General features: G+C 38.2%; 14 protein-coding genes. 8 read left to right on the forward strand and 6 right to left on the reverse strand.

The genetic code is table 11. The annotated features are described in order from the left end of the window. Positions 1-5 precede the first annotated feature (5 nt). The gene (gene ccoN, locus BI291_RS13800; RefSeq protein WP_074499353.1) at positions 6-1,430 is read right to left on the reverse strand and encodes a cytochrome-c oxidase, cbb3-type subunit I; all 1,425 of its coding nucleotides are present in this window, start codon (positions 1,428-1,430) and stop codon (positions 6-8) included. 251 nt (positions 1,431-1,681) lie between these two features. Between ccoN and BI291_RS13805 the strand changes: the two genes are divergently transcribed. After that, complete coding sequence (locus tag BI291_RS13805) at positions 1,682-2,113, forward strand: hypothetical protein (protein WP_074499354.1); 432 nt, start codon at positions 1,682-1,684, stop codon at positions 2,111-2,113. Here the strand turns inward: BI291_RS13805 and BI291_RS13810 are convergent. Then, positions 2,110-2,733, reverse strand: a complete 624-nt coding sequence (locus BI291_RS13810) for a LysE family translocator (RefSeq protein WP_217693836.1) — start codon at positions 2,731-2,733, stop codon at positions 2,110-2,112. The genes BI291_RS13805 and BI291_RS13810 overlap by 4 nt on opposite strands. Before the next feature lie 173 nt (positions 2,734-2,906). Between BI291_RS13810 and BI291_RS13815 the strand changes: the two genes are divergently transcribed. From BI291_RS13815 to BI291_RS13840, 6 genes are all read left to right on the forward strand, one after another. Further along, the gene (locus BI291_RS13815; RefSeq protein ID WP_074499356.1) at positions 2,907-4,322 is read left to right on the forward strand and encodes an efflux transporter outer membrane subunit; all 1,416 of its coding nucleotides are present in this window, start codon (positions 2,907-2,909) and stop codon (positions 4,320-4,322) included. A gap of 5 nt (positions 4,323-4,327) precedes the next feature. Then, positions 4,328-5,605, forward strand: coding sequence for an efflux RND transporter periplasmic adaptor subunit (locus BI291_RS13820; RefSeq protein WP_074499357.1), 1,278 nt, complete (start codon positions 4,328-4,330; stop codon positions 5,603-5,605). Then, entirely contained in the window at positions 5,602-8,703 is a 3,102-nt protein-coding gene (locus BI291_RS13825) for an efflux RND transporter permease subunit (protein ID WP_074499358.1), read from the forward strand. Before BI291_RS13820 ends, BI291_RS13825 begins: the two co-directional genes overlap by 4 nt. Before the next feature lie 8 nt (positions 8,704-8,711). Continuing rightward, complete coding sequence (gene hinT / locus BI291_RS13830; protein WP_074499359.1) at positions 8,712-9,065, forward strand: purine nucleoside phosphoramidase; 354 nt, start codon at positions 8,712-8,714, stop codon at positions 9,063-9,065. 192 nt (positions 9,066-9,257) lie between these two features. Next, the gene (locus BI291_RS13835; protein WP_074499360.1) at positions 9,258-10,322 is read left to right on the forward strand and encodes a sensor histidine kinase; all 1,065 of its coding nucleotides are present in this window, start codon (positions 9,258-9,260) and stop codon (positions 10,320-10,322) included. A 4-nt stretch (positions 10,323-10,326) separates the two neighbouring features. Further along, entirely contained in the window at positions 10,327-11,151 is an 825-nt protein-coding gene (locus BI291_RS13840) for a LytTR family DNA-binding domain-containing protein (protein WP_074499361.1), read from the forward strand. 32 nt (positions 11,152-11,183) lie between these two features. On the opposite strand, the gene BI291_RS18600 is transcribed toward BI291_RS13840, so the two are convergent. Together BI291_RS18600 and BI291_RS18605 are read right to left on the reverse strand one after the other, a co-directional pair. Then, positions 11,184-11,624, reverse strand: a complete 441-nt coding sequence (locus tag BI291_RS18600; RefSeq protein WP_254849585.1) for a 6-phosphofructokinase — start codon at positions 11,622-11,624, stop codon at positions 11,184-11,186. 49 nt (positions 11,625-11,673) lie between these two features. After that, positions 11,674-12,222 carry a 6-phosphofructokinase gene (locus BI291_RS18605; RefSeq protein WP_254849586.1) on the reverse strand — a complete coding sequence of 183 codons (549 nt, stop codon included), beginning with the start codon at positions 12,220-12,222 and terminating at the stop codon, positions 11,674-11,676. 81 nt (positions 12,223-12,303) lie between these two features. Here BI291_RS18605 and BI291_RS13850 point away from each other — a divergent pair, with 81 nt between their 5' ends. Beyond that, entirely contained in the window at positions 12,304-13,149 is an 846-nt protein-coding gene (locus BI291_RS13850) for a DUF6279 family lipoprotein (RefSeq protein WP_074499362.1), read from the forward strand. 61 nt (positions 13,150-13,210) lie between these two features. Here BI291_RS13850 and pyk read toward each other — a convergent pair whose 3' ends face one another. Continuing rightward, on the reverse strand, positions 13,211-14,662 hold the full coding sequence (pyk, locus tag BI291_RS13855) for a pyruvate kinase (protein WP_074499363.1): 1,452 nt from the start codon (positions 14,660-14,662) through the stop codon (positions 13,211-13,213). A 78-nt stretch (positions 14,663-14,740) separates the two neighbouring features. Beyond that, complete coding sequence (locus BI291_RS13860; RefSeq protein ID WP_074499364.1) at positions 14,741-15,589, reverse strand: MurR/RpiR family transcriptional regulator; 849 nt, start codon at positions 15,587-15,589, stop codon at positions 14,741-14,743. Between the last annotated feature and the right edge of the window lie 181 nt (positions 15,590-15,770).

Genomic DNA, 15,770 nt, shown 5'->3' on the forward strand with positions numbered 1-15,770 from the left:
CCCCCTTATACTTGTTCAACACGCTTAAGACTATTGTCTTCTGCGTAAATGGTTTTGAACATGTTGTAAGCCATTAATATAAAGCCAGCTACAACTAATACACCGCCTAAGAAACGGATAATATAGAAAGGATATGAAGCGGTTAAGCTTTCTACAAAACTATACGTTAACGTACCGTCTGTATTGACAGCACGCCACATTAATCCTTGCATAACACCCGAAATCCACATTGCAACGATGTACAGAACTACACCCGCGGTGTGCATCCAAAAATGTACATTGATTAACTTAATGCTATACATACGGCCTTGGTTAAATAACACAGGTATCAAGTGATACATTGCACCAATTGAAATCATGGCAACCCAACCTAATGCACCTGAATGAACGTGTCCGATAGTCCAGTCAGTGTAATGTGATAATGCGTTTACTGATTTGATTGCCATCATAGGGCCTTCAAAAGTTGACATGCCATAGAAAGATAATGAAACAATTAAGAAGCGCAAAATTGGGTCGTAACGTAATTTATGCCAAGCACCTGAAAGGGTCATAATACCGTTGATCATACCGCCCCAAGATGGAAGGAATAGAACAATAGACATTACCATACCAACACTTTGCGCCCAGTCAGGTAATGCAGTGTAATGTAGATGGTGAGGGCCAGCCCAGATATAAAGTGATACTAATGCCCAAAAGTGAACAATAGAGAGGCGATAAGAGTAAATTGGACGTTCAGCTTGTTTAGGCACAAAGTAATACATCATCCCTAAGAAGCCAGCTGTTAATAAGAAACCTACTGCATTATGACCATACCACCACTGCATCATGGCATCGATAGCACCAGAGTAGATTGAATACGACTTCATCATCGATACCGGTATAACCATACTGTTACCAATGTGTAAAACAGCTACGGTAAGAATAAAACCGCCGAAGAACCAGTTAGCCACATAGATATGTGAAGTTTTTCTTTTTATTAATGTACCAAAAAAAACAATGATGTAAGACACCCACACGACCGCGATCAAAATATCGATTGGCCATTCTAATTCAGCATATTCTTTACTAGAAGTATAACCAAGGGGCAAGGTGATTACCGCGAGCACGATAACGAGTTGCCAGCCCCAGAAGGTAAATGCTGCAAGGGAGCCGCCAAAAAGGCTGGTTTTACACGTTCTTTGTACAACAAAATATGAAGTCGCAAATAACGCACTGGTACCAAAAGCAAAAATTACCGCATTGGTGTGAAGAGGACGTAATCGGGAATAGGTTAACCAAGGAGTATCAAAGTTTAACGCAGGCCATATGAGCTGCGCAGCAATAATAACACCAAGTAAAGTACCTACAATACCCCAAATTACAGTCATTACAGTAAACTGACGTACAACATTGTAGTTATAGTCAACTGCTGACGAATCATTTTGAGTCATGGTATGGTTTCCGCAGTTATAATTATAAAATAGTTTCAAATTGAAGAGTGATTTATAGTAATAGTTATAGCCTAAAAATTACTTAATCACATAGCGAGTCTTAAACCCGCGCGAATAATAGACATTTAGCACCAAAAAGTCACCTGTAGATAAGAGAAAATTTGTTTTAAATCAAAAAAAATCGTTAAAGTGTTTAATTTGTCATCAATTCCCTGTAAATTCCACATTTTTAAAGACTTACCCTGAATAAAATGTATCGTAAATTTTTCTTAACTTTTCTTTTTTTGATGCTAGTAAACTGTACAGATCATAAACCTGAAAAGACAATAAATCCAATTTGTATCGATGGGCAAAGTGCTTGCGTTGTTGAGGTTTTAAACAACCAAGTTGATCTAAAGTTCAATCAACAAAGGTTAGTCGCAGAAACGCCATTTATTATGCGAGTTGATTCAAGCAATAATAGCGAAATCATTAAAGTTACGGGCTATATGGAAGGAGAAAATATGTACATGGGTAAAATACCGTTAATGTTTAACGCTGATAAAGAAGGGTACTATGAAGCGCAAGGATTTGTTGGTAGTTGTGGTAATACAGGTATGCAGTGGCGTATATGGATAACAGTGACCAATAATGCTGAACAGTCTGAAACGTTTTCTATCACAGTACCTAGTTATTTGCGTTAACTCATTACTAGCCATATCGCGACAAAAAACATCAGTAACGCAGAAGTTTTATTGAGTATTTTTACATTTTCATGTTTAGCTAATAGCAGAGAAAGCCCTTTACCACCGGTGGCATAAATAAACATGCAAACAAACTCACAAATAAGAATAATGGTAACCAAAACAAATAATTGAGGTGGTAACGCGTAACTTTTGTTGATAAAGGGGGGCAATAAAGAAACCATAAATGCCCAACCTTTAGGGTTAGCTATGGCGGTGAAAAAGCCTTGTTTGAATAACGCGCTGATATCTGTTTGTTGAGACGTTGATATTTTACCATGTAAAGATAGCGTACCTTTACTACGCCACATTTGAATTGCTAGATAACTTAAATAACAAGCCCCGATAACCTTAAACAGCAAGAATAATAAAGGGCTACTTAACATTAAGGTTGCCACGCCTAACACAGCAGAAATTGCTACAATAGCAACACCTAATAACTCACCATACATCATCCAACAGGTTTTTCTCACGCCAATACTCATGCCTAAACTGAGTGCTAGTGTCATGCACATGCCAGGCGTTAAACTGATCAAGAAGAAGGTCGATATAAAAAGAAGTATTGTTGAGAGATCCATAATGTCGCTTTAAAAGTAAAATTAAGTGTTATTTATCGTGATTTTTTGTCGTTTTATCGATGCTTGAGTTGTTATACGTAAAGCTATGTAAATACCATTGTGAGTTTATAATGGGTTAAGTAACATATTTAATAACAAAAAGTTTTTAATTAATTTGTATATATAGCGAAACAATAATGATTTTAGCTAAACCTTCAAACATCATAAGTTTAATTGTCAGTAGTGTATTATTTGCAGGGTGCAGCGCACCTTCAGCCATACACGAAAACACCCAAAACTTTACTGCGCCCGAAAAATGGCTAAGTGCCATGAGTGAGCAACAAACCCCTATTGTCAATAATTGGGTGAATAGCTTTCAGGATGAAACTTTGCTTACATTGATAGAACAGGCATTGAATAATAACCAAGAATATAAAAGTAATTATTATTCACTTATGTTGGCAGAACAGCAAGTAACAATTGCAGGGGCAACTTTATTACCTGAATTAAGTTTAACCGCAGAGCAATCACGCAGAAAAACAACCAGTAATACCACGCAATCTTATAATAATACCGCTGATATTTCTTTACAGTTAAGCTATGAAATTGATTTATGGGGTAAATTATCAGCTCAGCAACGCCAAGCAAACTTGCAATACGCTGCAGCGAAAGCGCAACTAGAGCAACAGCGTTTGACATTAATCACTGAAGTAGCGAGTACGTGGTTTTCATTAGCAGAAGCTAATCAATTGCTTTCTCTGTATCAGGAGCGGGCAAAAAATTTATCTGATAACTTAGATATGATGGAGCGTTCATATCGATTAGGATTAAATCAAGCACTTGATGTCTATTTAGCTAAAAATGATGTCAGTAGCCAACTTGCTCGCGTAGCGGATCAACAACAACAAGTACGACAAATTCAACGACAACTATTTTTATTATTAGGATCGCCAGAGCAACCTATTGGCTTTAACACTCAAGAGTTACCAGTGTTGAACGAAAATATTGCAGTTGGAACTCCTTCAGAAATACTAGCTCGCCGACCTGATCTAAAAAGTAGTTGGTATGACTTACTTGCTGCAGATGCAGGTTTAGCCATTGCACACAAACAACGTTTTCCAAGCATTCAATTGCGTGCAAATATTGGTGATAGTGCCGATGATATCGGTAACTTATTAAGTGGGGACCCTTTAGCTTGGTCATTAATTGGTAGCTTAACTGCACCGATCTTTAATGCGGGTAAATTAGCGGCACAAGAAGAAATTTCTCGCATCACGGTTAAGCAAAAAGAACAACAATATTTGCAAAGCTTACACGCAAGTTTTGTTGAAGTTGAGAATGCTTTAAGCAATAGGCAAGCGCTTCAAGAAAGATATAGCCAATTTAATCAGTCGTTAGAAAATACCTTAGCGGCACAAAAGCTCGCCTTCGATCAATATATGAAGGGCTTAGTAACATATTCAACGGTACTTGAAGCACAACGACGAGCCTTTGATACCCAAACACAGCTAATACAGCTAACCAATCAAATATTACAAAATAAAATAACATTACATGCAGCCCTTGGTGGAAATACCAGTGAGTTGGCCAATGGTTTATGGAGCGATGAGTAACTACTATGAAAAAGCTTAAATTAACGTTTATTCTTCCTTTAATTGTGATTATCGCGTGTGTCGTAATCGCAATGTTTATTATCGGTAATCCACCACAGAGTAAAAGACAAGCACCAAAGCGTGTAGCGCAATTAGATGTAGATGTAAAAACCATCAATCCAACGAGCTTTACAGTCATTATTGAAAGTTATGGAACGGTAAAACCAAGAACGCAAAGCATTCTATATCCTCAAGTATCAGGCCAAATCGTGAGTATTTCTGAAAAGTTTCAAGCGGGTGGCTTCTTTGAAAAAGGAGATGAACTTGTTCGTCTTGATGACCGTGACTTAAAGGCAGAAGTTGCGATAGCGAAATCAAATTTATTGAACGCTCGTCAAACATATAGTGAAGAACAAGCAAGAGTAGAACAGGCTAAACAAGACTGGACGCGATTAGGTAATAACGAACAAGCGCCAGATCTTGTGATGAGAAAACCACAAATTCAAGCGGCGAAAGCAAATGTTGAATCAGCACAAGCAAGTTTGCATAAAGCTGAACTTGCATTAGAACGAACACGTATAATTGCACCTTTCTCTGGCAGAATATTAAGCAAAAATGTCGATGTGGGTCAGTTGGTATCTACAGGAACACAATTGGCTGAAATTTATGCGATTGATTATGTTGAAATTCGTTTACCGCTTAAAAATAAAGATTTACCTTATATCGATTTACCTGAAAATACGCGTTTATCACAAGCACAGGTGCAACCTGAGGTACGCTTTGAGTCTAGCTTGGTAAAGGAGCAATTTTGGCAAGGTAAGGTAGTACGCACAGAGGGCGCCTATGATGTTAACTCTCAGCAATTATATGTTGTAGCACAAATTACAGACCCTTATGGTATTGAAGTTAACAATGGCATGCCGATAAAAATCGGTCAGTATGTTAGTGCTGAAATTACGGGTAAAACCGTTGAAGGTGCTATCACGATTCCGAACAGAGCTATTTACCAAGGAAGTTACGTCTATGTTGTTGAAGATAATGTGTTAATTCGTAAAGAAATCACCACGACATGGCAGAACGACAAGGTTGCTATTATTGATCAAGGTCTCGTTGAAGGTGATTTGCTTGTATTAACGCCGTTAGGTCAAGTCACTTCGGGTACACGTGTGGCGATAAACGAGCGTGATGGGCAAATTGCCAACAGCAATGATAAGCCTAAGCGAACGATGAAAAAAGACGGTAAAAAAGGCAATAAGTTAACTAACCAAGCTGCTCGCAAGCAACCTCAAGGAGGTGAGCTATGATCGCTTGGTTTGCTCGAAATCATGTAGCCGCTAATTTGTTGATGATCACCATCTTAATGATGGGTGTGATGTCAATAAAAAGTAATATTCCACTCGAAGTATTTCCTTCATTTGAATCAGACATTGTCAACGTTTCAGTAAGTTTACGTGGAGCAACACCTGAAGATGTTGAAAAAGGGGTTGCGATCAGAATTGAAGAAGCTGTAGAAGACCTTGAAGGTATTGAAAAAATCAGCAGCACTTCAACTGAAGGCTCTGCAAGGGTGCGTATTGAAGCGGATTCTGGCTACGATGCACGAGAGCTTCTAAATGATGTTAAAAGCCGCGTTGATGCGATTAACACATTCCCTGGGGAAGCTGAAAAACCTGTCATTTCGTTACTACAACGTAAAAGAGAAGTTATTGCAGTCACTGTTGCTTCTGATTATAGCGAAAAAGAGATCAGAACCTTTGCGGAACAAGTGCGCGATGATTTATTAACGTTACCAGAAATTACACAAGTGTCGTTAGATGCGGTGCGTGACTATGAAATTAATATTGAAGTGAGCCAACAAAAATTACGTCAATATCAAATAAGCATTACTGATATTGCAACTGCTGTTCAAAACAGTTCATCTGATATGTCCGCAGGGAACATTCGTACTGATGGTGGTGATGTATTAGTGCGAAGTAAAGGGCAAGCATATCGCAAAGATGAATTTGAACAGATTGTGATCAAAACCAATGCTGATGGTTCTATTATTCATGTAAGTGATGTTGCTACCGTTAATGATGGTTTTGAAGAAACACCTATGCGTGCTAGGTTCAATGGTAAGCAAGGTGCGATGATTGAAGTTTATCGTATAGGTGATCAGAACGCGATAGATGTTGCTGATGCTGTAAAAGCATATATTGAAGATCGTCAATCTACCTTGCCCAAAGGGTTCGAACTTAGTTATTGGGATGATGACTCTGAAATCGTAAAGAGCCGCTTAAATACGCTTATCAGTAATGCACTACAAGGTGGCTTCCTCGTATTGATTTTATTGACATTATTTTTACGTCCAACCATTGCTTTTTGGGTATTTATTGGTATCCCGGTTAGTTTTATGGGCGCATTTATCATGATGCCGGTATTTGATATCTCAATTAATATTATGAGTTTATTTGGTTTTATATTAGTGCTGGGGATCGTGGTTGATGATGCCATAGTCACCGGTGAAAATATTTACCGGCATTCCCAAACGGCATCAAGTGGCTTAGAAGCTGCGGTAAAAGGCACTGAAGAGGTGGCTACTCCAGTTACCTTTGGTATTTTAACAACCGTTGCAGCATTTTTACCTTTAGCGTTTATTGACGGCATGCGCGGTGCGATTTTCGCACAAATTCCTGTCGTTGTGATACCGGTTTTATTGTTTTCCCTTATTGAGTCAAAGTTTGTTTTACCGTCGCATTTAAAACATTTAAAAATTCGTAATAAAGATACCGATAATTCGACCGGATCACGTTTTAGTCGTTGGCAGCAAAATTTTGCTGATGGCTTTGAAGGCGCAATTATTCGCTACTATAAACCCATTCTGGCGATTGCAACAAAGCATCGTCTAACTACGCTAAGTTTATTCATTGGGGTGTTCTTCATTATCATCGCATTTATTATGTCAGGCTGGACAAAGTTTGTCTTTTTCCCTCGTATAGCCAGTGAAACAGCTCGTGCAAACTTAACGATGCCAGTTGGAACTAATTATGACGTGGTAGATAGCTACGTCGTTAAAATGGCAAATGCAGCGAGAGAATTACAAGATAAATATCGTGATGAGAATGGCACCAGTATTATTTTAAATGTATTGGCTATCACACGTAACGAACAAGGACGTGTACGCTTTGAAATTACCCCCGCAGATGAAAATCATTCTGGTGTAGGTACCAGACAACTTGTGAATGAATGGCGAGAATTAATTGGAAAAGTGCCTGGTGCTGAAAGCTTAACCTTTAGAGCCGAAATAGGCCGTGGTGGTGATCCTATTGATATTCAATTAGCAGCTAATGATTTAGACACATTAAAAGAAGTGTCAGAACAAGTAAAAGAGCGGCTAAGAACCTATCCTACAGCATTTGAAATTTCAGATAGCTTGTCTAATGGTAAGCAAGAACTTGAGATTGAATTGACCGAACAGGGTCATGCATTGGGAATTTCCCGCACCACTATTACTCGTCAGGTTAGGAATGCATTCTTTGGTGCACAAATCCAGCGCATACAACGCGGAAGAGATGACGTCAGAGTGATGATCAAATTTCCACTATCTGAACGGCAGTCGGTTGCCAACTTAAATGAAATGCTGATTGCAACACCAAGCGGAGGGCAAGTTCCTTTGTCTCATGTTGCCACACTAAAAGCCGGTAAAAGTCCGTCTGCAATCAACCGTATAGATCGATATAGAACAGTGAATGTAACTGCAGATGTTGATAAAGAAAGTACCAATATGACGGTGCTAAATAATGATTTAAGGCCTTTTATGGAATCATTAGTGGCTAAATATCCTGGGGTCTCGTTTACTATGGAAGGCGAAGCTAGAGAGCAAAGTGATTCATTCAGTAGCTTACAATTAGGTTTAACTTTTGTGTTTTTCATTATTTACTGCTTATTGGCTATCCCATTTAAGTCGTACATACAACCATTAATCGTAATGTCTGTGATACCGTTTGGTGCAATTGGCGCGGTTATTGGGCACTGGATCATGGGAATGGATCTCACAATAATGAGTTTACTCGGTATTATGGCGTTGATTGGCGTCGTGGTTAACGATAGCTTAGTACTCGTTGATTTTATTAATAAACGCCGTGCAGAAGGTATTGCTTTAATGGAAGCAGTATTAACAGCAGGACAATCAAGGTTCAGACCCGTAATGTTAACATCGTTAACGACGTTTATAGGTTTAATGCCACTATTATTTGAAAAAGCGACACAAGCGCAGTTCTTGATCCCAATGGCGGTATCGCTCGGTTTTGGTATTATTTTCGCCACGTTTATTACGCTAATTTTAATACCAGTTAACTATTTACTGGTAGAAGATGTCAAAAGGTTTGCTAAAATGACAAAAGCAAAACTTACCACTGCATAAGGTTTACTATGGCTGAAGAAACAATATTTTCAAAAATTGTTCGTCAAGAGATCCCAACGGATCTTTTATATCAAGATGAATTAGTGACGGCGTTTCGGGACATCTCACCGCAAGCAAGCACGCATATCTTGATCATACCGAATAAATTGATCCCAACGGTTAATGATATCGAAGCAGACGATGAGTTAATTATGGGACGCCTATTTACTGTCGCGAAAAAGTTAGCGAAAGAAGAAGGCATTGCAGAAGACGGTTTTCGTTTGATCATGAATTGTAATCAACATGGTGGACAAGAAGTTTATCACATTCATCTTCACTTACTTGGCGGGCAACCACTGGGTAAAATGGTATCGTTGCCTTAATTGTTAGAAGGCGGCATTCGCCGCCTTTTAAATTCCCTATCAATCTCGAAAGACAGCAGACCTTAATAACCGCAATGTTTGCCAAGCAAACGTAAAATGAGATAAGTCGTACATTTGTCACGACTAGCGGTAATGCGCCATACCACTACGTACATCATAATGATAAGTAACGGAGAAAAATAGGTTGTTTTTGTGAATTGGACGAAGTTAATAGAAGATAGAAACCGTTTATTTTGGTTAATGCACACTGCGGGTTGGTTTGGCTTTGCGCTTGTTCATTACCTTGGGTCATTATTGCACGATCTACGTGATATATTTACGGTGATTATCTTATTAAATGCCTATGCTGGTTGGTTGTTTACCATTCCACTGCGTTATGTATATCGTAAAATATGGAACTTCACCCCGTTAAAAATAGCCTTGTATGTTCTTGCATGCTCATACATTACCGGCCTAATTTGGCAAGTAGTGCAAAACATTAACTATTGGGAAATTTATAAGCATGGTTATCGCCCTGATAACTTGATTTATTACGCTAGAAATACCACGTTTTCATTCTTTATTGTACTGAGTTGGAGCTTGCTGTACTTCGGGACTAAATATTATCAAATGCTGCAAAAAGAAAAACAAAACGTGCTAAAAGCCAATACCGTTGCACATGAAGCACAACTTAAAATGCTTAGGTATCAGTTAAACCCACATTTTTTGTTTAATACATTAAATGCCATTTCTACCTTAATTTTAGTGAATGAAAATAATACCGCTAATAAAATGGTCACCAAATTGAGCGAATTTTTACGATATTCACTTGATAAAGATCCCATGAAGAAAGTAACGCTTGAAAGCGAGTTGCAAGCATTAAAGTTGTATCTTGATATTGAAAAGGTACGGTTTGAAGAGCGGTTACAGGTTAATTTTACAGTCGATGCAAATTGTCAAAAAGCATTGGTGCCGAGCATGATCCTTCAACCGTTAGCTGAAAATTCAATTAAGCACGCTATTGCCGTACAAGAACAAGGTGGCGCGATAAATGTTAATGTGTCCAGTTTTGGTAATGATCTATTACTTGAGTTATCTGATAATGGTCCTGGCGCTGAAATATCAAATGGTAATTTATATCGAGAAAATGGAGTAGGGCTTGCCAATACAAGAGAGCGCTTACAAGCGCTTTATGATGTGAATTTTTCACTTGTTGTATCCAATAATACGCCAAATGGTGTTAAAGTGAACATCAGAATGCCATACGAAGTTGGGTAAATTAATGGGCAAAAAATTATCTACCATCATTGTTGATGATGAAGCACTAGCTAGAAAGGGTCTAGCTGTTAGATTACAGTCACATGATGATATCGACATTGTGATGGAGTGTAGTAACGGTAGAGAAGCGATTGAAGCGGTTAGAGCTTATCAACCTGATCTGATGTTTCTAGATATACAGATGCCAGGCTTAGATGGTTTTGAAGTAATGCAGGCATTGTTAGAGCAAGATTTGACCTTACCCGTAGTGGTGTTTGTTACTGCCTTTGATCAATACGCATTAAAAGCGTTTGATGTTCATGCTCAAGATTATTTAATGAAACCAGCAGATGAAGAGCGTCTTGCACAAACACTGGATAAAGTAAGAAGTAATTTATCAAGCTCAGAGCATGCCGTTCACATTGAAAAACTTGTCAAGCTTGTCAGTGATGTTACTGGCCACGATAGTCAAGATATTATAAATGATCTAGCAAACAATAACCCTGTTACCGTATCACATTTTTCAGACGTACTTGCTATAAAAGACGGCGGTGAAGTCAGCCGGGTACCCGTTAAAGAGATACTATGGATTGACGCTGCTGGTGATTATATGTGTGTTCACACAAATAGCGAGACACATATTTTACGTAAAACCATGAAGCAACTTGAAGAGAGTTTAGATCCGCGATTATTTATTCGAAGCCATCGCTCAACCATTGTAAATAAAAATTATGTTGATAAATTTTGCAGTCAATTAAATGGAGAATATTATCTAGTGATGACTAATGGTAAAGAACTAAAGGTTAGTCGCAGCTATAAAGAAAAGGTTAAACAATCAATTACCTCCTGAAATGACATTGACTTAATCCAATTGAATGTTTTCTAAGTATCCGTTTGAGCAGTCATAGTTAAGATATTTTGTTGCGCATCAACTAATGACTGACTCACTTGTTTCTGATGGAGTGCTGTTTGAGTTAATGGTATGGACACCATGGCGTTATTTTGTTCGCCGACCATCACTTCCGTTTGTTGCTGCATAATTGCTTGAATAGCTGCTACGCCCATTTTTGTTGCCAATATTCTATCTTTAGCGACAGGTGAACCACCTCGTTGTATATAACCAAGTGTACAAAGTGTGCAATCGACTCCTGATAACGCTGAAAGTTCGTCAGCGAAAACTTGGCTGCCACCAGGCCATAAATTTTCAGCTATAACAATTAAATAACTGGCTTGATTGACAACAATAGATTGTTGAATGTTATCGGCTAGCTTATTTAGCGTTAATCGTTTTTTTGAGGGGTGAAAGTTTTCAAAAGATATCACTTGTTCAGCAGCACATGATATTCCAACATTAAAGGTAATATGGCCGCTTTTACGCCCCCATTAGCTCAACAATGAAAACGCGATCAAATGCATTCGCGGTATCACGTATTTTATCTATGGCGTCAATCGCAGTATTTACTGCCGTTGAAAAGCCAATGGTGTAGTCTGTACCATCAATGTCATTGTCGATGGTGCCAGGAATTCCTATTGTTAGTCCTTGCCAGTGCTTTTGAATAGCTTGTAATCCACAGAAAGAGCCGTCGCCACCGATAACGATTAAGGCGTCAATTTTATTTTGTTTCAACGTATCAACCGCTTTATCAATGCCGCTTTTTTCGGTCATGGCTTTGCAACGTGCACTTTTTAGTATAGTGCCACCTAAACGTATTATACCTTGAACATCATCAAGGCTCAGCAAGCTACATTCGTTGCCTATTAAGCCGTTATATCCGTGGTGAAAACCGGTAACGTTAATGTTATTAGCGGCAGCAGCGAGTACAACCGCTCGTATTGCTGCATTCATGCCTGGAGCATCACCGCCGCTGGTAAGCAAACCAACATGTATTGTATTGCTTTTTTGTTTATTTATTGCAGACATAGGTGGTTACATTCATACTTTGCATTGATTTTTTAATACGTTAACCTAATTTTATACAAGATTCACAGGAAGAAAACTAAGATGCAATTAAAAGGTAATATTTTTATTATTTTATTTGTTGGTTTATTAACAGGTTGTAGTACTACGTTTATGTATAACCACCTTGATTGGTGGGTAGGTTGGTATCTTGATGATTACGTGGATTTAACCCGAGATCAGCAAAGAAATTTCGATCTAAAATTTGAAGAACTACACCAGTGGCATCGTGATACACAGCTAAATCAGTATAAAGAGCAATTAACACAATTTAAATCACAAATATCAGCAGGTGTTAGCAAAGAAGATTTAGCTGAACATCAAGAAAAAATAACGGGCCATTGGCAAGTGTTAATGCGAAAAGTCGCTCCTGAAGTTGCACAACTTTCTCTACAATTAAGCAAACAACAAAGAGAGTCGCTTATTGATAATATTAAAAAGATCCGCCAAAAACGCATTGATGATCATGAAAATTTAAGTAGAGAAGAGTGGTTAGAAGCGAGAGAAAAGGAACAAATTGCAGATCTAAAAGAGTGGGTAGGAAAACTAACAAGTACACAAAAGCAGAAAATTCACCAGTTAGTTAAAGGCTTTCAGAGTGAACGAGAGTATTGGTTAGCTTATCGAACCTCTTGGCAACAATCTTTTTTTACACTGTTAACACCTGAACAATTAGATCAAAGCTATGTAGACGCCTTTACTGATCTGATGATAAACGGGAGAAAACGTTTAAGGAGTGAAGAATTACTTGAACTTAATAAACAAAATGATGCGATAAGTCATGAGATAACGGTACATGTATTGAACACGTTAACAGCTAAGCAGCGTAAGAAATTAACGAAAAAGCTAGATGATTTAATTGAAGATTTAACTGAATTAGTTGAAGATTAAGGCTCCAGACAATAAAAAAGGTAGCATTTTTGCTACCTTTCCAAATGTAGTTAATGATTAATTAGCTTAATAAGGCTTTAGTAACCGTAAGAACTTTAAGCGTATTCGTGGCACCTACAGTTTCCATTAAATCGCCGTGAGTGAAAATAACTTTATCACCTTCGGTTAAATCTGAACGTTTTATCACTGCTTTTAACACATCATTTGAAAGGGAATCATTGTTACTTGATGTTGAATCAAATTCTAATGGATAAACACCGCGATAAATGGCACTTTTATTTAACGTTTTTTGATGGCGTGACAATGCATAAATAGGTAAGCCAGAGGTTATTCTCGACATTAATTTTGCGGTTTGTCCTGACTCTGTCAATGCAATAATCGCTTTAACACCATTTAAATGGTTAGCTGCATACATTGCTGATAGTGCAATTGTTTCAGATACTTCATTAAACATGAGTTCTAAACGATGCTTTGATGTATTAACCGAACGATGTTGTTCAGCACCAATACAAACATTTGACATTGCAGTAACGGTTTCCACAGGGTATTTACCCGCAGCTGTTTCCGCTGAGAGCATTACTGCATCAGTACCGTCTAATACGGCGTTAGACACATCCATCACCTCAGCACGCGTTGGCATTGGTTGTGTGATCATGGTTTCCATCATTTGCGTTGCAGTGATCACAGCACGGTTTAATTGGCGTGAACGGGCGATAATGTGTTTTTGTTTTCCAACAAGTGCCGCGTCACCAATTTCAACACCTAAATCACCACGTGCAACCATCACTACATCTGAAGCTAATATAATATCATCTAAAGTTTTATCATTGTTTACAGCTTCAGCACGTTCAATTTTTGACACTAAACGGGCATTACAGTTTGCTTCTTGCGCTAATAAACGGGCTTCTCGCATATCTGATGCATCACGCGGGAAAGAGACCGCTAAGAAGTCGACATCAATCTTTGCAGCTGTTTTTATATCGGCTTTATCTTTGTCAGTTAGTGCTGGTGCTGTTAAGCCACCGCCTTGACGATTTATACCTTTATTATTAGATAATGGGCCACCCACGGTAACTTCTGTGAATACCGAGTGCTCATTTACACTTAATACTTTCAGCTGAACACGGCCATCATCTAGTAATAAAATATCACCTTGGGTAACATCTTTCGGTAAATTTTTATAATCTATTCCGACTTTTTCCTGACAACCTTCACCTTTAGCTAACGTTGCATCAAGTTCGAATTTATCGCCAACGCTAAGTTCGATAGGACCATTTTTAAAAGTGGAAACACGAATTTTAGGCCCTTGTAAATCACCTAAAATACCGACATAAATGCCTAACTCTTTTGCTAATTCTCGCACCGTATTAGCCCGCTGAATGTGATCATCAGCAGTACCATGAGAAAAGTTTAAACGAACAACGTTGACACCTGCAGCGAGCACTTTCTTCAACGTTTCTCTGTCTTCAGTTGCAGGACCTAAGGTCGCAACAATTTTCGTTCTTCTAGGCATTTTAATCCTTATTAAATTGCATATAAATATAAACAGTAAAGGGTCTTTCGACCCTTATATATTAATGATTAACTGTTGTTAGTCTCTGCGCTCAAATCTTGAGCTTCTTAAACTATCTTTTACTTTCTTTAAGTTATCTCTAAATTTTGTACCACGACGTAATGTAAAGCCGGTAGCAAGAATATCGATTAGCGCTAACTGTGCTATGCGTGAAGACATAGGCATATATAAATCAGTGTCTTCAGCAACATCTACTGATAACACAATGCTACATTCTTTCGCTAGCGGAGTACCTTCTGTGGTAATGCCGATAACCGTTGCATCGTTTTCTTTCGCTAAGCTTGCTACTTCCACGAGAGATTTTGTTCTGCCAGTATGCGAAATCAAAACAACGACATCACCTTGCTGACTATTTATCGCACTCATTCGTTGCATTAATATGTCGTCGAAGTAAGCAACAGGCACATTGAAACGAAAAAACTTATTTAAAGCGTCGTGGGCAACAACCGCTGATGCGCCTAGGCCGAAGAATGAAATTTTGTTTGCTTGTGTTAATAAATCGACAGCTCTGTTTAACGTGCCGGTATTTAAACTTTTACGAGCAAGCTCTAAACTGGCCATGGTTGATTCAAAGATTTTTGCCGTGTATTCATCGGCACTGTCATTTTCATCAACATGTCGGTTTACATATGGCGTACCATTTGCCAAGCTTTGTGCTAAATGTAATTTGAAGTCTGGGTAACCTTTCGTATCTAAACGACGACAAAAGCGATTCACTGTAGGTTCACTAATGTTGGCTTGTTTAGCCAACGCTGCGATACTGGCGTGTATTACGGTGCTAGGAGAAGACAATATCACTTCAGCAACTTTACGTTCTGATTTACTGAATGTGTCTAGTTCATTGGTAATTTTTTCTAATATATTCATGTATTAGTACCCTAGATCTTTTAACATAGTACCCTAGATCTTTTTATTGGCTGTAATTAATTTTCTGTGTTGAAAACAGTAAATATGAAAATTTATTTCATTTTGCATTACAATATAAAACAAAATGGTAATTTTTTGCAAATGTTTAATACTATAAAACAGACTTTACTGATTGCAGCGC

The sequence above is a fragment of the Thalassotalea sp. PP2-459 genome (assembly GCF_001913705.1).
GTDB lineage: Bacteria > Pseudomonadota > Gammaproteobacteria > Enterobacterales > Alteromonadaceae > Thalassotalea_C > Thalassotalea_C hakodatensis.